This window comes from Flavobacterium sp. 38-13, assembly GCF_001899155.1.
Taxonomy (GTDB): Bacteria; Bacteroidota; Bacteroidia; order Flavobacteriales; family Flavobacteriaceae; genus Flavobacterium; species Flavobacterium lindanitolerans.
In genome coordinates this window covers 57,753-78,882 of the sequence record NZ_MKVG01000006.1, presented here as the reverse complement: position 1 = coordinate 78,882, position 21,130 = coordinate 57,753, and the positions used below count along the sequence as shown (strand labels likewise).

Genomic DNA, 21,130 nt, shown 5'->3' with positions numbered 1-21,130 from the left:
TGTATCAATCTAGTTTGTTGATATAGTAATTAGGGTATTTACTTTCCGCAAAGGTAAATTGATTTTTTGATAATGGCTGATTGGTTTTAAAAGAATTAACAGTGATTGTAGTTTTTGAGCCGTTCTTTCCTATTTCCATAAGATTGTAGATATGTTTGGTCTGAACATCAATACCCAAATAGATTTCTTTTCTTTCGTCTTTAGAGCTTGTTGGAACCAGTTTCACATATTGGATTTTTCTACCGCGAACGTTTTGCAGGATGTCCCAGGAATATTTGAATCCGTGATTGAAAAATGTCAGCATTTTGGATGGCGTTACGGCATCTTCTTCATTTTCGTCAAATTTTGAAATGCTTATTTCTTCGTCTTCGGGAACAATATTATATATTTTTTTTCCGTCATAGATTTTGGTCACTCCCATGAAGTTCAGGACATACTTATTGCCCTGCATGATAACATTCCCTTTGCTTTCCTGATTTAGGTTTTCCTTTGGATTGGTAAGGGAATATTTAAAGTCAATAGCAATATTATCATAGCTTTTTACTTTGGCGGATACTTCATCCAGCAGATTTCTGGCTTTTTGGCTGTTCTGCGCCTGAAAGGTAAGGGAGATAAAAAATAATGCAATAACGGGTAATAACCTTTTCATTTTAAAAATCATTTTGCTCATTGTTAAAGAATTGGTCAAGAGAATTCAAGTCAGGAATATTAACGGTTCTGGCTTTACTTCCTTCAAAAGGGCCAACAATTCCGGCGGCTTCCAATTGGTCAATTAATCTTCCGGCACGGTTATAGCCCAGTTTCAGCTTGCGCTGTAATAAGGAGGCTGAACCTTGCTGTGCTGTAACAATGATTTCGGCAGCTTCCCTGAACATGGAATCTCTTTCGCTAATATCCACATCAAGTTTAATGCCATTTTCTTCTCCGATGTACTCGGGAAGCAGGTATGCGTTAGGATAGGCCTTTTGTGCGCCTATAAATTCGGTTATTTTTTCTACTTCCGGAGTGTCTACAAAGGCACACTGCACACGGATGACGTCATTTCCGTTGGTATATAGTAAATCTCCACGGCCAATAAGCTGGTCGGCACCCTGAGTGTCCAGAATAGTTCTGGAATCGATTTTTGAGGTAACACGGAAAGCAATCCTTGCAGGGAAGTTCGCTTTGATTATACCTGTAATAACGTTAACGGATGGTCGTTGCGTTGCAATAATCAAATGGATTCCGATGGCCCTTGCCAACTGTGCCAGTCTTGCAATAGGAGTTTCCACTTCCTTGCCGGCGGTCATAATAAGGTCGGCAAATTCATCGACTACCAAAACGATATAAGGCAAAAACCGGTGCCCGTTTTCAGGATTTAATTTTCTTAACTTAAACTTTTCGTTGTATTCTTTAATATTACGCACCATTGCGTCTTTTAATAAAGAATAACGGTTATCCATTTCAACACAAAGGGAATTTAGCGTATTGATTACTTTGGCATTATCTGTTATGATAGCTTCTTCCGTATCAGGAAGTTTGGCCAGGTAATGGCGTTCTATTTTATTGAATAGCGTAAGCTCGACTTTTTTAGGGTCTACCAAAACAAATTTTACTTCCGCCGGGTGTTTTTTGTAAAGCAATGACGTCAATACGGCATTTAAACCGACAGATTTTCCTTGTCCGGTAGCACCCGCCATTAAAAGGTGAGGCATTTTTGCCAAATCGACAACAAATGTTTCGTTGGAAATTGTTTTACCAAGTGCAATAGGAAGTTCCATTTCAGCTTCCTGGAATTTTGCAGCCCCAATAACGCTTTTCATAGAAACCATAGTAGGATTCTTGTTAGGCACTTCGATACCAATAGTTCCTTTTCCCGGAATAGGCGCAATAATACGGATTCCCAAAGCAGATAATGATAAGGCAATATCGTCTTCCAAACTTTTGATTTTTGAAATTCGGATACCGGCTTCCGGAACAATTTCATATAATGTTACAGAAGGACCAACCGTAGCTTTGATTTGGGCAATTTCTATTTTATAGTTTCGTAAGGTTTCAACAATCCTGTTTTTGTTTTCTTCAAGCTCTTCCTGATTGATTGTAATTCCACCATTTGAATATTCTTTCAGGAGGTCCAGTGTTGGGAATTTGTAATTCGACAGGTCTAAAGTAGGGTCGAATTCTCCGAAATCGGCAACCAGTTTTGAAGCCAGGTTTTCTATAACCGTATCTTCATCGGCAAATTTTTCAATGACGAAAGCGTCGTCGTTCGTTTCTATAATTTCCGGTTCGTGCGAATGTACCGGAGCTACCGGAGGCTTGACGATTGGCTCGATGGTAATATGTGAAGGATTATTGATGGTAGGTTTTAACGCTTCCTTATTGATTTCAAATTGGGAAAGCGGTTTTAGGGTAGGTTCTTCAATTTCCTCATCCTCTTCTTCAATAATATCTTCTTCTTCGATAATATCCTCTTCCAAAATTTCGTCTGTCAGTTCCTGAACGGCTACAGGAGCTGCAACAGATTCGGCCACGGCTCTTTCTTCTGCTTTTCTCTTTTTTTCCTCGAAATAGTTTTTGATAGCATCCGGCGAAACTTTCATTTTGAAAATCAGGTAAACAAGCAATCCAAAAACCAATAGGAGTAGGGTACCTGCTTTTCCAAGATAATCCTGCATGAAAAGATTCATTTCAAAACCAATAACACCTCCCAGTTCAGGTAGGAAATCGGCAAAGAATCCAAATAATATGGAAATGATGATAATGGCAAACAAATCCCAAAACCAGGTGTTTTTAAGTTTTTTTACAGGCAAATCTAAAATAAGGTACATTCCGGTTATGAAGAATAAGCGTACCAAAAGAAATGAGGCTACACCAAATCCCTGGTATAAGAATAAATTGGCAAGGTAAGCACCAAATTTCCCTAACCAGTTCTGAACTTCTACAGAACGGTCTGCCAATGCATCTACAGCGCTCTGGTCATATTGACCGTATAAGAAAAAGGATATAAAAGCCAGCAAAAGGGCAATAGAAAACAAGACTAATAAAGCTCCGAAGATTACTTTGTGTTGTCTTGTCAATTTCCATGTTTTCTTCTCAGAAGATTGAGAATCCTTTTTGCCGGGAGTTTCTTTTTTTGTCGTTTTAGCCATTAAAAGAGGAGATGATTAGATGTAAAAATAAATAAATTTTCTACAAATTTTGAAATTTCGGTATATATATAATGAGGCCGACAGCGATGGCGGCTACCGCAGCAAAAAACACGGCTCCGGCAGCGACATCCTTTATAAAACCAATTTTATCATGAAAATTGGGATGAATAAAATCGGCTATTTTTTCCACAGCCGTATTCAATCCTTCGATACTTAAGACCAGCCCAATTGCCATTGTCTGGAATAGCCATTCCGTTTTGGAAATATTAAAATAGAATCCGGCAATTGTGATTGCAATTCCCAGAAAGAATTGGACCATAACGCTATGTTCGGTTGAAATTAGTTTGTAAGCACCACGAATGGCATACTTAAAACTTTTTAGCCGCCCGGTTACAAAAGAATGGTCTGTCTTCATATTTGTATTATAATTTAAAGTACGGCCAATGCACTTTCATAATCCGGCTCGTTGGCAATTTCAGAAACCTGTTCTGTATGCAGCACAGTACCGTTTTCGTCAAGAACAATAACCACACGGGAATGCAGGCCTGCCAAAGCGCTATCTGCAATTTCCAATCCGTAGGTTTTTCCAAAACTTCCATCTCTGAAATCAGAAAGGCAGATTACATTATCCAGTCCTTCAGCACCACAGAATCGTTTCTGAGCAAATGGAAGGTCTCTTGAAATACAAAGTACAGTAGTATTCTCCAAACTGCTTGCCTTAGCATTAAAACTTCTGACAGAAGTAGCACAAGTGGCCGTATCGATACTAGGGAAAATGTTCAGCACTAATTTTTTTCCTGCAAAATCAGATAGGGATACAACGCCTAAATCTTTATTTACTAATTTGAAATCAGGTGCTTTTGAACCTACTTTAGGTAACTCACCGCTTATTTTTATTGGATTTCCTCCTAATGTTACTGTTGCCATTTTTTTAAATTTTATAAGGTTCAAAAGTATGAAAAATATATTTGTTAAAAGGAGTGATGTTAAAAAACTCTCATGGTATATGGAACCGGCGGGGATTTGGTGACGGCTAGAAAAGTGATTTGAAATGTTTGAATTGGTGATATAGAGCTGCTTTCAATTCAGGTTTGTAGCAGTGAATCAATATAAAAAGCCCATTGCAACAGCAATGGGCTTTGGACAGAATTATTATTTGCGCTTACGATTTTGTTTAGCTTCTAATTTTTGTTTTATTTTTTCTTGTTTCTTTTCTTTTAAATCAACTGTCGGGGCTTTTAAGTTTTTTCCTTTAGCCATGATAATAACTTTTAAATGTTTTGAAATAAAATTCTTGTATCAGGGGAATATAAAACCTATAGAAAAATATACCTGCGAGTAAGCGGCGGGCATAGCAATGCCCACTAAAAATTTAGCGGTATAGATTCAGGTTTTTAAGCACACTCGCGGGTGCTTATAAATTCGGGAAGATGATTTTGGATTTGCGGATTAGAGACTTGTCAGCCATCAAACAGCCAGACTCTACAAGATGCGGTATCTGTAGAATAGAAAAACTTTTTATTGGAAACATTTCACCTGTCATAACAAAAAAGAAACTTTCTAAGCTTACCCTACAAACATATTGTTTTTTAGGAACATTTCAAACTTTAAAAACTATTGTAGCACTTTATGAAAATACAGAAGTAATAAACAAAAAAAAAGCCCCCGTAAAGAGAGCAAATTTTATAAGGCAAAAAGGATTTATTTGTCAATGGAGCCAAGAACCCGCTGCATAAACTTATTGAGCGCTTCCTTTTTATCTGTACCGTCTTTAATCATCTTATTGACTTCAAGAGCACCGTACATATTAGAAATCAATTCCCCGATAACATCCAGTTCTTCATCCTTGAGTGACGGGACTTCGGTCAAAGCTTCAAGCACTTCGATGGTTTCAATTATATAATCCTGGTCATTTTCTTCAATAAATTGAGTCAGATGTTTGATAACGGGTAATTTCATATTTGATTTCTTAAATTTTTAATGGTTCAATTAAGCTATTTCATTTACCAATTCTGATAAAACTTCTGCTTTATTTGTTTGCGTCTGGTTTACCAACTGTCCGTTTACGAAAGTCGCAAAAGTAGGCAGATTGGAAACGTTGGCTAATTTTCTGGATTCCGGTGAATTTTCAGCATCTACCAAAACGAAAGTGATATTTTCGTTTTCTGAAGCCAGTTTTTTGAATTTTGGCTTCATGATACGGCAGTTTCCACACCAGGAAGCAGAATATTGCACGACAACTTTTTCGTTAGAATTTACTAAATTCTGTAATGTGTCTTCGTTTAAATCAATTAACATAGCAATCTTTTTTGTGTTTATAAATTGCCGTCTTTACATTAAAGACGGCAATCGAAATTGTTATTAGTTATTCAGGTAAGAAGCAACACCTTCTCTTGTAGCAAACATCGCTTCTTTTCCTTCTTCCCAGTTAGCAGGACATACTTCACCTTTAGTTTGTACGTGAGTATAAGCATCGACTAGTCTTAAGTATTCAGCAACGTTTCTTCCCAACGGCATATCGTTTACGCTTTCGTGGAAGATTTTTCCTGTCTCATCAATCAAATAAGTAGCTCTGTAAGTTACGTTTGAACCTTCGATGATTACTGAATCTGTTTCTTCGCTGTAGCTAGTAGACTCTATGTCTAAGATTCCAAGGATGTTAGCAAGGTTACGGTTAGTATCCGCTAAGATAGGATAGGTTACACCTTCGATTCCCCCGTTGCTTTTTGGTGTATTCAACCATGCAAAGTGTACTTCGTTAGTGTCACAAGAAGCTCCGATTACGATAGTGTTTCTTTTTTCAAATTCTGGCAATGCAGCCTGGAAGGCGTGTAGTTCTGTTGGGCAAACAAAAGTGAAATCTTTTGGATACCAGAACAATAATACTTTTTTGTTGTTGTTTACTGCTTCTTCAAAAATGTTGATTTTTAGATTATCACCCATTTCTGAGATAGCATCTACTGCAATGCTTGGGAATTTTTTTCCTACTAATGACATAATATATTTGGTTTAAAAGTTATTTTTTTATCTGATGCAAAACTACACTTATGATTTACTTTTACACATAGAAAATTATTATATATATTTATTTATCGATAGTTTAAGGCTATTGTTTTGGGTAGGCTGAGAATCTTCTAATTTTTGATTTCTATTTTTATTGAATTCGCAGTTTTGGCATTTTTCTTTTTCATAAATCCTATTATTAAGTTTGGTTTTATATATTTGTTTTTGGTTAAATTTTAAACCATAGAAATAGATTCTCCACAAAATCAATTAAATACGCACTTCCATATATGAGTTTTTCCAGTTTATTCAGAAAGAAAACAGTACAGGATATTTTAAAGCAGGTTGAAAAAAACGAAATAGACGGACACAGTTCATTAGGAAAACACCTGACAGCCAGAGACCTGACGGCTTTTGGAATTGCAGCCATAGTTGGTGCCGGAATTTTCAGTACTATTGGAAAAGCCAGTGCTGATGGTGGTCCGGCAGTTATCTTTTTATTCTTGTTTACAGCCTTAGCCTGTAGTTTTGCAGCCTTTGCCTATGCTGAATTTGCTTCAATGGTGCCTGTTTCAGGTAGCGCCTATACTTATTCTTATGTTGCTTTTGGGGAATTGATAGCCTGGATTATTGGTTGGGCACTGATTATGGAATATGCCATCGGGAATATTACCGTAGCCATATCATGGAGTGATTATTTCACCGGACTGCTCGAAAGCGGTGGTCTCCATCTGCCGCAATGGATACAGATGGATTATCTCACAGCTTCTAACGGCTATGCAGAAGCAACTGCCTTAATGCAGGGCGGAAAATCATTCGCCAATCTGGATGCAGGATTACAGGATGCTTATACAGCCTGGACAACTTCGCCTGTAATAGGTTCTTTTCATCTGGTAACAGATATTCCTGCCTTATTCATCATCGTTTTGATAACTGCTTTGGTATACAGAGGAATGAAAGAATCCAGAAATGCCAGTAACCTGATGGTTGTTGTCAAGCTATGTGTCATACTTTTGGTAATTGCTGTAGGTGTTTTTTATGTAGATACGGAAAATTGGAATCCGTTTGCACCAAATGGGGTGAATGGCGTGCTAAAAGGAGTTTCTGCTGTGTTTTTTGCCTATATTGGTTTTGATGCCATTTCTACTACGGCCGAAGAATGTAAGAATCCGCAACGCGACCTTCCTAGAGGGATGATGTGGGCTATTATTATATGTACAATTCTGTATATTGCTATTGCGTTGGTATTAACTGGTATGGTAAAATACAATTCCCTGAATGTAGGTGACCCTTTGGCTTTTGTGTTTGAAAAGCTGGATTTGAAGTGGATGTCAGGAATTATAGCGGTAAGTGCCGTTGTAGCTATGGCCAGCGTATTGTTGGTATTTCAGATGGGACAGCCAAGAATCTGGATGAGCATGAGCCGCGATGGTTTGTTGCCACAGAAATTTTCAAGAGTGCATCCTAAATTCAAGACGCCATCTTTTGCAACCATCGTAACAGGTTTCGTGGTTGCTATTCCGGCTCTTTTCCTAAATCTGACCATGGTTACGGATTTGTGCAGTATAGGAACATTATTTGCTTTTGTACTTGTTTGTACGGGTGTACTTGTATTGCAGAACAAACCAAATATTCCGCGAGGGAAGTTCAAAACGCCTTATATCAATTCCAAATACATCGTTCCTGTTTTACTGCTTGCAGGTATTGTTTATTCGTTTACCTACAACAAAAAGAACACGATGGATTTTATAACGAATGTACCGCAGATTAACAGTCCGGCTTCCATCGTTACTTCTCTTAATAAAGCTGAAACGGAAGAAGTATATAAATTCCTGGTTGAAAATCATAAAGAAAGGGTATTTAATAAGACTACGGATTTAGAGCAGATATTAAGCGATTTTCAGGAAAACGAAACAGAATACATTGCCGTTGTAGAATCGCTTCCCATAGATAAATCATTAAAATATGAAACAGGTTTTGCCTTATTCAAGCACAAAATACCAATGTGGATTTTCCTTACCGTTTTGGTAGGACTGGCTGTGTGGGCATTCCGCCAAAATCTATCACTCATACCATTATTGGGATTAATTTGCTGTTTGTATATGATGGCAGAATTAAGTGTCTGGAACTGGATTTACTTCTTTATCTGGCTGTTAGTTGGATTGGCAATTTACTTTGGCTATAGCAGAAAACACAGCAAACTGAATTTTATAAAGGAGAATTAAAGATAAAAAGAAAAGCCGGCTTAATCAGCCGGCTTTTCTTTTCTATTAGTGGAAATTATTTTTTCAAATACAGGAAGAAATAATCTGCAATCTTTTGATTCAAGTGGATTCTGTCTCTACCGCTAACATTGTGTTCGTGTGTAGGGTATAAGAAATAATCAACCTGTTTTCCTTCTTTGATGCAGGCCTGGATAAATTCCATGCTGTTTTGCTGTACAACAACCGGGTCCTGTGCTCCGTGAATCATTAACAGATGTCCTTTCAATTGTTTGGCTTTGTTGATAACGCTTGCTTTTTCATAACCTTCAGGGTTTTCCTGCGGCATATCCATATATCTTTCACCATACATTACTTCATAGTATTTCCAGTCGCAAACAGGACCTCCGGCAACGCCTACTTTGAAAACGTCATTATGGTTCAAAAGGAGAGAAGTAGTCATAAAACCTCCAAAGCTCCATCCGTAAACCCCGATTCTGTCCTGGTCAACAAAACTTTTTGATTTCAGGAATTCGATTCCTTTCATCTGGTCTGCCATTTCGTTTTGTCCCAGATTTCTGTGAATAACATGCTCAAAATCTCTTCCTCTGGCATCACTTCCTCTGTTATCGACCGTAAAGACTACAAATTCATTTTGTGCCATAAAGAAATCAAACAGACCCGCTCCACCAAGCCATTCGTTTTGTACCAACTGTGCATGAGGTCCGCCATAAACATATACCATTACAGGATATTTTTTAGTAGCATCAAAATTAGCAGGATAAATCAAACGCCCATTCAATGGTGTTTTACCATCGGCAGCAGTTATTTTTACCAATTCCATTTTTGGAAGATTTGTTTTTCCCAGATAAGGATTGCTTGCTTTAATCAGATTGGTTGATTTGTTTGTTTTTAAATTTACAATGGCCACTTCATTAGGAGTAGTTATATTGGTAAATTGATCCAGCAATAAGGTTCCGTCACTGCTAATGCTACCGGCATGCATTCCGGATGTAGTTGTCAATTGTGTTGTTTTGCCTGATTTCAAATCCACTTTAAAAAACTGTCTGTCCAGACCGTTGTTTGATGTTCCGATGTAGAATACGTTCTTTCCTTCTTTATCAAAATCCAATAGGCTGGTAACCACAACATCATTATAGCCCAGTTTTCGAACTTGTTTGCCATCTGTATTGTAAAGATACAATTGCTCAAAACCGTCCTTTTCACTTCGGTATAAAAATTCTGTTGCAGAATTTGGAAGGAAAGTCAGGTCGTGTAACGGCTCAACATAAGTAGAAGCTTTTTCTTCAAATAACGTTTTTACTAAAGTTCCCGTTGAAGCATCATATTTGTTTAATTTCAAATGGTTCTGCTCTCTGTTTAATACGCCAATATAAACGAATTTCCCGCTTGGGTCCCAAGTAATACAGGTCAGGAACTGCTCTTTAGGTTCTCCGGTTTGCAATGTTACCGATTTCTTGGTATTTATATCATAAACCACAAGAGTTACTTCCTCGCTTTTCATACCCGCCATTGGGTATTTGATGTTTTTATTGGCGGCAATTCGCGCACTAAAATCAGTAAGCGGATAATCGGCAACCATTGTTTCATCTTTTCTGTAATAAGCCAGCTTGTCATTTTTTGGACTCCACCACATTCCGCGGTTGATTCCAAATTCCTGTCTGTGTGTATAATCGCTTCCGTTTACTATCCCGGCATTTTCATCAGAAGTCACGTTAGTTGTTTGCCCTGAATTGGTAGTAATCTTAATGTTATTGTTATCTAGCCAGGCTGCATATTTTCCATCTGACGAAATAATCTGGTTTCTTCCATCTGAAGAAAAAGCAATGCCGTTTTTGACTTCTTTTTTATCAACATCAAATTGGATAAGATATTTGGAGTTCTTTCCGTCTACTTCAAATTCCAATGTGCTTTTGTCAATCCACGTATAAGAATACGGGAACATTCTCAATTGGAATTCATCAGTAGAAAATTTGTTTTTCAAGGCTGTCTGAAGGTCGGCTTTTGTCAAAACAATTGTTTCTGTCCAATTGCCTTCTTCGCTTTTTGAAACCAGCTTTGAATAAGAATTATCCAGATAGGTTATGGCTTTGGTGTCTTTTCTCCATTTTGGAGCCACCAGGTTTTCAACGGCAAAGTTTCGATATTGTCCAAAAGTAGCCTCTTCAATAGTAAGGTTCTTTTGGGCATAAGCGACAATCCCAGCCAGAAGGAAAGCCGATAAAAAAGATATTTTTTTCATGTTGTTAAAATTAAAGTCGCTAATTTACTCAAAATAGTAGTCGTGGAAATGAAAGATTGTTACAAATATTCCTTAAAAAAGTAATGCCATCTTTGACCTTATAAGATTTTGATTTTTTGAATACATACACTAAAGATTATACGGATTATTGCAGAATATTAAGATGTAGTTGATAATACAAAAACGAGTGTAATCCGCGTTCCTGATTATGCTGAAATCAAAAAGGCATGCCACAGATTGCATAGATTAACACAGATTTTTAAGAGACGGATGGAAATCCGTGAAATCAGCGTTATCCGCGTTCTTAAATTATAAATAATCAAATATATACGCCACAGATTACCTAGATTATCCCAGATTTTAAAATAAGTGAAAATCTGAGGAATTAGAGAAGCCAGTGTTCTAAAGAAAAAAATGCCTTTATAATTCCAGATTGGAACTAAAAAGGCATCACGGTTTATTTAGGTTGGTTATTATGCTAAAGCCATAGACTTATCCAGTATTCCTAAGTCTTCCATACAGGTTCTCATCATAGAATAAGTTCTTTCAATATCATTGTCCAATCCGATTGAAAAACGGATTAATCCATCGGTCAATCCCATTTCTGCTTGTTCTTCTAAAGGAATTTCGCTTGATGTAGAAGTTCCCGGAGCACTGAACAAAGTCTTGTAGAATCCTAAACTCACGGCCAGATACCCCAGATTTCGCTGTTGCATCAATTCCATCAGCTCATTTGCTTTATCTAACGTACCCACATCAATCGTCATCATTCCTCCAAAGCCATATTCGGGATTAATCATGTTTTTGTATAATTCGTGGCTCGGATGGCTTTTTAATCCTGGGTAGACTGTTTTCAATCCATCTTTCTCAAACTTTTCAGCAAGATAAAGAGCATTGTAACTATGTTGTTTAATACGGATATGCAATGTTCTTAGGTTTTTCATCACGCTGGCAGAACGAAGGCTATCCATTGTTGGTCCTAAAAGCATACTCGCACCATTGTTTACATTTTTCAGGCTATTCACAAATTCCTGTGATGCACAAACAACACCGCCTACGGTATCACTACTACCATTAATGTATTTTGTCAAACTGTGTATTACGATATCGGCACCCAGTTTTGCAGGAGCAACAGACAATGGCGAAAAAGTATTATCGACTACCAACTTGATATTGTGTTTATTGGCAATCTTAGCTAAACCGGCAATATCAGCCACTTCAAGAAGTGGGTTGCTCACAGTTTCGCAATAAAGAACTTTAGTGTCAGGTGTAATAGAGGCTTCAACAACATCCAACTTTGTAATATCTACAAAAGTTGTTTTGATACCAAATTTAGGAGCAAAATTCTTTAAAAAGGCATAAGTTCCTCCGTAAATAGTTCTGCTGGAAACAATATGGTCACCATTTCCGCACAATTGCAATAAGGTTGGTGTAATCGCACCCATACCAGAAGCCGCCACATTTGCAGATTCTGTACCTTCCATAGCAGCCAGAGCCTTGTCGAGATACAGGTTGCTTGGAGAGGAATGGCGTGAATACAGGTAACACCCTTCAGCATTGCCTTCAAAAGTGTCGAACATTGTTTTTGCCGATAAAAAAGTATAAGTAGAAGAATCAGAGATAGAAGGGTTTACGCCTCCAAATTCTCCAAAATATTGTAAGTCCTGAATATTGTCTGCCGGATTAAAATCTTTCATAATATGGTGCTATTTAATAGTAAAATAAAAACCAAAAAAACAATCAAATAAGTAAAAAATCAATTATATATTTAAAATTTAGAATATTAAACTATAAATTATAATTTTGATAGTTTTTTAATCTGAATTGTATTGTAAAATATTATATCAACCGAAAATCCATCAATGATGACATTAGATACTATTGACAAAAAACTTTTAAAACTGCTGCAGGAGGATTCCAAGCGTACGACTAAAGAACTTTCCCTAAAGCTGGACCTTTCCGTTACAGCTGTTTATGAACGTATAAAAAAACTGGAAAGGGAAGGAATCATAAAAAAATATGTAGCTCTTCTCGACAGGAACACTATTCAGAAAGGATTTGTTGTTTTTTGCCACTTAAAATTGATGCAGCACACTAAAGAATTTATTTCGCAATTTGAAAAAGAGGTCGTACAGCTCAATGAAGTTCTCGAATGTTTTCATGTAAGCGGTGATTATGACTACATACTTAAAATTTGTGTGGAAAATATGGAAGAGTACAGGGAATTTATGGTTACAAAGCTTACAAGTCTGCAGCATATTGGCAGTACGCACAGTATGTTTATGATTGGAGAAGTCAAGAATACTACTGCTTTTGTCTTTTGATTTCAAAAAGCTAAATAAATGCTAATGTGCTTGTAATCATTGGTTTTTAAATGTTAAAAATCTATTTTTGAGAATAACCAAAAAAAATTACATGCAGCATCAATTACAACAGACTACAGTTGACAAATACATAATCAATCCGTTAAAATCTTTTATAAGCAATTCTGTTATGGGTGGTGTGGTACTTTTGGGCGCTGCCATTATTGCTATGATTTTAGCCAATTCACCCTGGTCGGAATCTTTTTTAGGATTTTGGAAAAACAGAATCTCGATTGGATTTAATGATACTGTTTTTTTGGATTATGATTTGCATCATTGGATTAATGACGGTTTGATTTCTATATTCTTTTTTGTTTTGGGTCTGGAGTTGAAAAGGGAAATGGTGGACGGCCAGTTGTCAGGTTTTAGAAATGCAGTCCTCCCTATTATAGTTGGGATTTCCGGAATGATTTTTCCCGCACTTATTTTTTTTCTTTTTAACGGGTCTGATACCCAGGCCATCAATGGATGGGGAATTCCTATGGCGTGCGATATTGCTTTTGTGCTTGGGATTTTATACTTATTGGGAGATAGGGTTCCGGTGTCTGTGAAGATTTTTTTTACGGCTTTTGGGATTGTAGATGATATTGGTGCTGTTTTGGTGATTGCTTTAGTCTATACTAATGAAATATCGATGTGGAGTCTGGGATTAGGATTGCTCTTTTTTCTACTGCTGATTTTAGCCAATAAAATAGGGGTAAGGAGCACACTTTTTTATGGTATTGTAGGTATTATTGGTGTATGGATTCCGTTTTTACTTTCAGGTGTCCATGCCACAATAGCGGCTGTATTAGTAGCGTTTACCATTCCTGCTACTACTAAAATAAGTGAAAAAGGTTTTCTGTCTAAAATCAGGTCGTATTCCGGTGAACTGGATAAAACAGAATCACTCTCAGGGGTTACCTTGACGAAAGGACAGTTAAACATCATAAAAAAAATGAAATCGATGACAAAACATGCAACTCCACCTTTGCAACGTCTTGAACATAGCCTGCATCCTGTCGTTTCATTTATCGTCATGCCCATTTTTGCTTTGGCAAATGCCGGAGTTGTGTTTGATATTGACTTTGGTGATTTGTTTTCAAATAATATCTTTTTGGGTATAGTAACAGGACTGATAGTAGGAAAGTTTCTCGGTATTTTTGGAATTACGTTTTTGTTGCTTAAACTGAAATTGGTAAAGCTTCCAAAGAAAATGACAGTGAGCCATCTTTTGGGTATAAGTGTTTTATCCGGTATTGGTTTTACAATGTGTCTTTTTATAACAACACTTGCTTATGACAACCCGCAACATGTTACACAAGCTAAGATAGCCATATTTGCCGCTTCTATAATTGCCGGAATTTTAGGGTATTTTTTGCTTAATCGAAAGCCTAAAACCGAAATAACAAGAGTTGATGTTTAATTATACTATTTAATAAGGAATAACCTGATTATTATAGGTTTATTTTGTTAAAGTTTTGAAATATGTGGAAAATCGTAAAAATAAAAAAACGTAAATGATTATATTTGAGATTATTAACTTAACCACATAATTGTTATGAAAACAAACATTTTAAACATCGCCGGAGTAGAAGTACTCTCAAAAGAAAACTTAAAAGCAATTAAAGGACAAGGATCGGTAGATTTGGACACTTCCATTGATTTATCATTATGCGGCTGCTCGTGTAGTGGTGCTGTGACAGGTCCGAAATATTGTGTCTATTATATTGCCTGCCCGCAAGTCTATACCTGCGACCAGTCGCCAATATAGCAGATAATAAAAATTAAAAGAGCTGTCCGGAATAAAACCTGGGCAGTTTTTTTATGGACTGAAATGACTTCTACGGTATTTAAAGACCAATAAAACAATAAGAAAACTTTTAAACAGCGAAGCGTTTCCTAGAACAAAAAAACTTCCTTAATTTTGTGTCACAAATTTTAAAAACACAAAAAAATATATATCATGAGTTCATTTGACGTAGTCGTTATAGGTTCAGGTCCTGGTGGATATGTTGCTGCAATCCGAGCTGCACAATTAGGTTTTAACACCGCAATCATTGAAAAATACAGTACTTTAGGAGGAACTTGCCTGAACGTTGGATGTATTCCGTCAAAAGCATTGCTTGATTCTTCGCACCATTACTATGATGCGGTTTCGCATTTCAAGGAACACGGAATCGAAATAACCGGAGAAGTAAAATTCAGCATTGAACAGATGGTTGCCCGCAAAGGAACCGTGGTAGACCAGAACGTTTCAGGAATCAAATACCTTATGGATAAAAACAAAATTACTGTTTTTCAGGGAGTTGGTTCTTTTGAAGATGCAACGCACATCAATGTAGCCAAAGCCGACGGTTCATCTGAAACTCTTGAAGCAAAATATACGATTATCGCAACCGGCTCGAAGCCATCTACCTTGCCATTTATCAAAATTGACAAAGAAAGAATCATCACATCAACAGAAGCTTTGAATTTAAAAGAAGTTCCTAAACACCTGATTGTTATTGGTGGTGGTGTTATTGGTTTGGAATTAGGGCAGGTTTACCTGCGTTTAGGAGCACAGGTTTCTGTAGTAGAATATCTGGACAGAATCATTCCGGGTATGGATGCCGGTTTGTCAAAAGAATTGACAAAAGTATTGAAAAAGCAAGGAATGAAATTCTATACGTCGCACAAAGTAAAATCAGTTGAAAGAAACGGAGATGGTGTTCAGGTTCAGGCTGAAAATGCAAAAGGCGAAACTATTACTCTTGATGGAGATTACTCTTTAGTATCAGTAGGACGTCGTCCTTACACTGACGGATTAAATGCTGAAAAAGCAGGGGTGAAAATTACAGAAAGAGGTCAGATTGAAGTAAACGACCATTTACAGACTTCGGTTCCGAATATTTATGCAATTGGTGACGTAATCAAAGGTGCCATGTTAGCACATAAGGCTGAAGAAGAGGGTGTATTTGTTGCAGAAACTCTTGCCGGACAAAAACCGCATATTGATTACAACCTGATTCCGGGAGTTGTTTATACATGGCCGGAAGTTGCCGCTGTTGGAAAAACAGAAGAGCAATTGAAAGAAGCAGGAGTAGAATATAAAGCAGGAAGTTTCCCATTCAAGGCTTTAGGACGTTCGCGTGCTAGCGGTGATACAGACGGTTTTGTAAAAATCCTTGCCGATGCTAAAACAGATGAAGTTTTAGGAATCCATATGATTGGTGCAAGAACTGCCGATTTGATTGCGGAGGCAGTTACAGCAATGGAATTTAAGACTTCTGCTGAAGATATTGCAAGAATGAGCCATGCTCACCCAACCTATGCTGAAGCTGTAAAAGAAGCGGCACTTGCTGCAACAGACAACAGGTCAATACATATGTAACAGACGCTAATTATGATAAAAAAGCCCGCTTTCAAAAGAAGCGGGTTTTTTCATGCCTGATATAGCGATTATTTTTCACAACTAAATCGTAATTTTGTCTCCAAACAAAGCATTCTTGAGAACATCCATCATTATAGAGGTCCAAAACCCAAAGGAATTTAAACAGCAGCTTTTAGGCTGGTCCGAACAATTTCGCGAAGCCCTTTTTTTAGACAGCAATGACTACCGTCAAAATTATACGTCTTTTGATGCAGTGCTTGCCGTCGATGCTTTTACGTTAATCCAGACAGACGAGCATAATGCTTTTGAAGACCTGAAACAATACCAGCAAACGACTAAAGACTGGCTTTTTGGCTATCTTTCGTATGATTTGAAAAATGATACGGAAGCTTTGGTATCTGCCAATTTTGACGGATTGCACTTTCCTGACCTGTTTTTCTTCCAACCTAAAAAACTTTTCTTTTTGAAGGGCAATCAGTTGGAGATTTGTTACCTGAATATGTGTGATGATGAAATAGAGGAGGATTTGGAAGCAATCAACAAACAGGTTACTCCGGTTAACGCTGAACAAAAATTAAAAATACAGCAACGCATTTCTGAACAGAGCTATTTGCAAAAAATTTCAGAGATGCAGGAGCATATCCATAGGGGAGACATATATGAAGCCAATTTCTGCATGGAATTTTTTGCAGAAAACGCAACAATTAACCCTATAGCAACTTATAAAAGTCTGAATAAGATTTCGGAACCGCCTTTTGCCGTATTTTTTAAAAACAACAAACAGTATCTTTTATCGGCTTCACCGGAAAGGTACCTAAGAAAAGAGAAGGATAAGATTATTTCGCAACCTATTAAAGGGACGGCAAAAAGACATCCGGATTTTCAGGAAGATGAAGCCATAAAGCAAAGGTTATTATCCAATGAAAAAGAACGTTCGGAAAATATCATGATTGTTGACCTGGTGAGAAATGATTTGTCGAGAACGGCAGCAAAAAATTCTGTAGAAGTGGAGGAACTTTGCGGGGCCTATACCTTCAAACAGGTGCATCATTTGATTTCAACAGTTATTTCCAAAGCAGATAAAGAAAAATCTGCTGTAGAAATTATCAGGACAACATTTCCTATGGGAAGTATGACGGGAGCGCCAAAAATCTCTGCAATGAAAATTATTGAAGATCTGGAAGGAACCAAACGAGGTCTTTACAGCGGGGCTGTGGGGTATTTTACACCGGAAAACGATTTTGATTTTAATGTTGTCATACGTAGTATATTGTATAACCAACAAAACGGATATGTTTCCTTTTCTGTAGGCAGTGCCATAACAGCATTATCGGTTGCTGAAAAAGAATATGAAGAATGCCTGTTGAAAGCAAAGGCCATGCGTGAAGTATTGGAATCGTAAGGTGCTAGGTATTCATTTTTCCTTTTTATATCTTTGGAAATGCTTTTAAAATTTCAAAAACATTTAGCTGAAAACCTTCCTTTCTTAAAAGAAAAAAAACTGTTATTGGCACTTAGCGGAGGTCTTGACAGCATGGTTTTGGCATATCTGTTAAAAGAATCGGATTGTACTTTTACGATGGCACATTGTAATTTTCAACTTCGCGGAAATGAAAGTGATGGGGATGAAAAATTTATCAGAGATTTTGCTTTACAAAACAAAATTAAGTTATTCGTAACCCGTTTTGATACAGAAAGTTTTGCTACAGATAATAAACTATCAATTCAAGTAGCGGCACGGCAACTTCGCTACATTTGGTTTTATCAGTTGCTTGAAGAAAATAAGCTCGATTATATACTCACGGCACATCATCTGGATGACAATCTGGAAACTTTCCTGATTAATCTGACACGAGGCACAGGACTGGATGGATTGACAGGAATCCCTGCCCAAAACAACAGGATTGTACGTCCGCTTCTGAATTTTAACCGGGAAGAAATCCGAAATTTTGCCGTTGAAAATAAAATTGAATGGAGGGAAGACAGTAGTAATGCATCCGACAAATACCTCCGGAATAAGCTGCGTCATGATATTATTCCAATGCTGAAAAGCCTGAATCCTTCTTTTTTGGATTCTTTTGAGGATACTCTGAATAATCTCCAACAGGCAAAATCATTAGCAGAAGATGCTTCGGTTTTGGTTTATAAGCAGGTCGTTTCTGAAAAAGAAAACCAGAAGCATTTCAATATTTCAGAACTGAAAAGACTGGCTAATTATAAGGCCTATTTGTATGAATGGCTAAAACCTTTCGGATTCAGAGCGTGGGAAGATATTTATGAACTCACAGAAGCCCAATCCGGAAAAATAATTCTCTCTGAAAACTACAGGCTGCTGAAAGATAGAGAATATCTGATTTTAGAGCCTATCAAAGAAAAAGATTCCGGCATTTATGAAATAATTGGCAATGAAATCAAGACGCCCATACCTCTGAAAATCTCAGAAACAGACCAAATAATAAAGGCTTCAGATACTCACCGGATTTATGTAGATAAAGAAACGTTAAAGTTTCCGTTGTATATTAGAAAATGGCGGGAAGGTGACTATTTTTGTCCGACTGGAATCGATGGAAAAAAGAAAGTCAGCAAGTATTTTAAAGACGAGAAAATGTCTTTAAGCGAAAAAGAAAATACATGGCTGCTGATTTCTGACAATAAGATAGTCTGGATTATAGGAAAACGTTCAGACCGTAGATTTTATGTAAGCAATACAACTCAACAAATATTAAAAATAGAAATCCTGAAATGAAAAAAATAAGCCTCCTGCTGTTCTTCTTCTTCGCCCTTGTTTCTTCTCATGCGCAGATTTTAGACCCTGTAAAATGGACTTCCAAAATAGAAAAACTATCTGATACAGAATATGAAATGACTTTTGACGGCGTGATTGAGCCGGAGTGGCATATGTATTCTCAGTTTACGCCAGAAGGTGGTGTAAATCCATTGGAAGTATTGATGAATAATGGTGAGGGTAATTTTGAGGCAACAGGTAAAGCCGAAGAAAGTAAAACACGTACTGAATTCAACGATATTTTTAAAATAGATGAGATCTTTTTCGAAAATACCGTACAGCTAAAGCAGAAGATTAAGATTACTAATAAAGACAATAACCTTGTACAGATTGAACTGTCGTATCAGGTCTGTAAAAAGGTCTGCATCCAACAAAATAAATATTTTGAGTTTGACCTGAAAAATCTCACTGCTCAGGAAGTAAAGACGTTTTCTGAACCGGTAACAACCAAAGCCGAAAAAAAAGCAGAAACCGTAACCACTCAAAAACCGGCAAAGGAAACTGAAAAAGGACTTTTGACTATTTTCCTGATTGCTTTTTTCTCTGGTTTTGCAGCCTTACTGACACCTTGCGTTTTTCCAATGATACCGATGACGGTAAGTTTCTTTACAAAACAAAGCAAAACCAAATCTCAGGGAATAAGAAATGCTATATTATATGGTGTTTCAATTATTTTAATTTATGTCATATTGGGTTCATTGGTTACTGCAATTTTTGGAGCAGATGCATTGAATGCCCTTTCAACCAACGTTTGGTTTAACATTATTTTCTTTATTCTGCTGGTATTTTTTGCTGCTTCCTTTTTAGGTGCTTTTGAAATTGTTTTGCCGAATTCATGGGCTAATAAAGTAGACAGACAGGCAGACAGAGGCGGTTTTATCGGAATCTTTTTTATGGCGTTAGCCCTGGCAATAGTTTCTTTTTCCTGCACAGGACCAATTGTAGGGTCGCTTTTAGTCGAAGCTGCTTCTAAAGGCGGTATCGCGCCTATTGTGGGGATGGTGGGATTCTCATTGGCCTTAGCGCTTCCGTTTATGCTTTTTGCCTTATTCCCGGGATGGATGAATTCACTTCCAAAATCAGGCGGATGGTTGAATACGGTTAAAGTTTCCTTAGGATTCTTAGAGTTAGCCTTTGCATTTAAATTCCTTTCAAAGGCAGATTTGGTAATGCAGACTCATTTACTGGAAAGAGAAGTTTTCCTTGCCATATGGATTGCCGTGTTTGGAGCCTGGGCGTTCTATTTATTCGGAAAGATAACATTGCCGCATGATAGTCCGCTAACCCATATTTCTGTGGGCAGGTTTTCTTTAGGTCTTTTGGTATTATCGTTTACGATTTACCTTATTCCGGGACTTTGGGGTGCCCCGTTAAAAATTATTAGCGGTTTCCCTCCGTCTATAACTTATAGCGAGTCACCGTATGGAGTTGGAAACTCAAAAGGAGGAGGGACTTCTTCCGGTGAAGCACTTCCCGAAGGTGCAAAATTAGCAGTTCACGATATTGTCGCTTTTACAGATTATGACCAGGGCGTTGCCTATGCTAAAAAAGTAAATAAGCCAATTTTATTAGACTTTACCGGATTTGGTTGTGAAAATTGCCGTAAGATGGAGGACTTTGTATGGTCTGACAATAACATCCAGTCTATTCTAAAAAATGATGTAGTGTTGATTTCCTTATATGTGGATGAAAAGCAGGAACTCGCAGAAGCTGAAAAATATGTTTCTAAAGAAACCGGAAGAAAAATCAAAACTAAAGGTAACAAATGGAGTGATTTTCAAATCACAAGATATAAGGCAAATGCACAACCGTATTATATTATTCTGGATTCAGAAGGAAATGATTTAAATGAGCCGGTAGGTTACACTCCAGATAAAGAAGAGTATGAAGCCTGGTTAAAATCAGGAATTTCAAAACATAAAAAAGGGGGATTGTAAAATCCCCCTTTTTTCTTTAATTTTTTTATCGATTATCCGAAACTTTATATCAGATAGATTTCATAAGTTATACTTTTTGCTTAGCGACCTGCGTC

Annotated in this window: 17 protein-coding genes; 8 read left to right on the top strand and 9 right to left on the bottom strand. The window is 37.2% G+C overall.

The annotated features are described in order from the left end of the window. Positions 1-4: 4 nt before the first annotated feature. The 7 genes from lolA1 to BGO88_RS02390 all read right to left on the bottom strand — a co-directional run bounded on the left by lolA1 (position 5) and on the right by BGO88_RS02390 (position 6,128). Positions 5-649: an outer membrane lipoprotein periplasmic chaperone LolA1 gene (gene lolA1, locus BGO88_RS02420; RefSeq protein ID WP_286705814.1), complete on the bottom strand. Its 645-nt coding sequence runs from the start codon at positions 647-649 to the stop codon at positions 5-7. 1 nt (position 650) lies between these two features. Continuing rightward, a complete protein-coding gene (locus BGO88_RS02415) occupies positions 651-3,131 on the bottom strand; it encodes a DNA translocase FtsK (RefSeq protein ID WP_286705813.1) in 2,481 nt (826 codons plus the stop codon). A 40-nt stretch (positions 3,132-3,171) separates the two neighbouring features. Then, positions 3,172-3,546, bottom strand: a complete 375-nt coding sequence (locus BGO88_RS02410; RefSeq protein WP_056066505.1) for a diacylglycerol kinase family protein — start codon at positions 3,544-3,546, stop codon at positions 3,172-3,174. Between the two features lie 14 nt (positions 3,547-3,560). Beyond that, positions 3,561-4,058, bottom strand: a complete 498-nt coding sequence (tpx, locus tag BGO88_RS02405; RefSeq protein WP_286705812.1) for a thiol peroxidase — start codon at positions 4,056-4,058, stop codon at positions 3,561-3,563. A gap of 774 nt (positions 4,059-4,832) precedes the next feature. Continuing rightward, on the bottom strand, positions 4,833-5,090 hold the full coding sequence (locus BGO88_RS02400) for a DUF6952 family protein (protein WP_056066510.1): 258 nt from the start codon (positions 5,088-5,090) through the stop codon (positions 4,833-4,835). Between the two features lie 30 nt (positions 5,091-5,120). Beyond that, positions 5,121-5,429, bottom strand: coding sequence for a thioredoxin family protein (locus BGO88_RS02395; RefSeq protein ID WP_056066513.1), 309 nt, complete (start codon positions 5,427-5,429; stop codon positions 5,121-5,123). 63 nt (positions 5,430-5,492) lie between these two features. Then, on the bottom strand, positions 5,493-6,128 hold the full coding sequence (locus tag BGO88_RS02390) for a peroxiredoxin (RefSeq protein WP_056066516.1): 636 nt from the start codon (positions 6,126-6,128) through the stop codon (positions 5,493-5,495). Between the two features lie 296 nt (positions 6,129-6,424). Between BGO88_RS02390 and BGO88_RS02385 the strand changes: the two genes are divergently transcribed. Then, complete coding sequence (locus tag BGO88_RS02385; protein ID WP_056066519.1) at positions 6,425-8,359, top strand: amino acid permease; 1,935 nt, start codon at positions 6,425-6,427, stop codon at positions 8,357-8,359. Positions 8,360-8,414: 55 nt separating this feature from the next. On the opposite strand, the gene BGO88_RS02380 is transcribed toward BGO88_RS02385, so the two are convergent. Beyond that, positions 8,415-10,598: a S9 family peptidase gene (locus tag BGO88_RS02380; RefSeq protein WP_286705811.1), complete on the bottom strand. Its 2,184-nt coding sequence runs from the start codon at positions 10,596-10,598 to the stop codon at positions 8,415-8,417. A 473-nt stretch (positions 10,599-11,071) separates the two neighbouring features. After that, complete coding sequence (locus BGO88_RS02375) at positions 11,072-12,295, bottom strand: aminotransferase class V-fold PLP-dependent enzyme (protein WP_286705810.1); 1,224 nt, start codon at positions 12,293-12,295, stop codon at positions 11,072-11,074. A 168-nt stretch (positions 12,296-12,463) separates the two neighbouring features. On the opposite strand from BGO88_RS02375, the gene BGO88_RS02370 reads away from it, so the two are divergent. The 7 genes from BGO88_RS02370 (at position 12,464) to BGO88_RS02340 (ending at position 21,035) form a co-directional block, all read left to right on the top strand. Continuing rightward, positions 12,464-12,922, top strand: a complete 459-nt coding sequence (locus BGO88_RS02370) for an Lrp/AsnC family transcriptional regulator (RefSeq protein ID WP_056066528.1) — start codon at positions 12,464-12,466, stop codon at positions 12,920-12,922. 91 nt (positions 12,923-13,013) lie between these two features. Beyond that, positions 13,014-14,366, top strand: coding sequence for a Na+/H+ antiporter NhaA (nhaA, locus tag BGO88_RS02365; protein WP_286705809.1), 1,353 nt, complete (start codon positions 13,014-13,016; stop codon positions 14,364-14,366). 135 nt (positions 14,367-14,501) lie between these two features. Beyond that, positions 14,502-14,714 (top strand): hypothetical protein, encoded by a 213-nt coding sequence (locus BGO88_RS02360; protein ID WP_286705808.1) that lies wholly within the window; start codon positions 14,502-14,504, stop codon positions 14,712-14,714. A gap of 192 nt (positions 14,715-14,906) precedes the next feature. Further along, a complete protein-coding gene (gene lpdA, locus BGO88_RS02355; RefSeq protein WP_286705807.1) occupies positions 14,907-16,313 on the top strand; it encodes a dihydrolipoyl dehydrogenase in 1,407 nt (468 codons plus the stop codon). A gap of 115 nt (positions 16,314-16,428) precedes the next feature. Further along, a complete protein-coding gene (locus BGO88_RS02350; RefSeq protein ID WP_286705806.1) occupies positions 16,429-17,715 on the top strand; it encodes an anthranilate synthase component I family protein in 1,287 nt (428 codons plus the stop codon). A gap of 39 nt (positions 17,716-17,754) precedes the next feature. Beyond that, positions 17,755-19,059: a tRNA lysidine(34) synthetase TilS gene (gene tilS, locus BGO88_RS02345; RefSeq protein ID WP_286705805.1), complete on the top strand. Its 1,305-nt coding sequence runs from the start codon at positions 17,755-17,757 to the stop codon at positions 19,057-19,059. Continuing rightward, entirely contained in the window at positions 19,056-21,035 is a 1,980-nt protein-coding gene (locus BGO88_RS02340; RefSeq protein WP_056066543.1) for a protein-disulfide reductase DsbD family protein, read from the top strand. Before tilS ends, BGO88_RS02340 begins: the two co-directional genes overlap by 4 nt. The last annotated feature ends 95 nt before the right edge of the window (positions 21,036-21,130 follow it).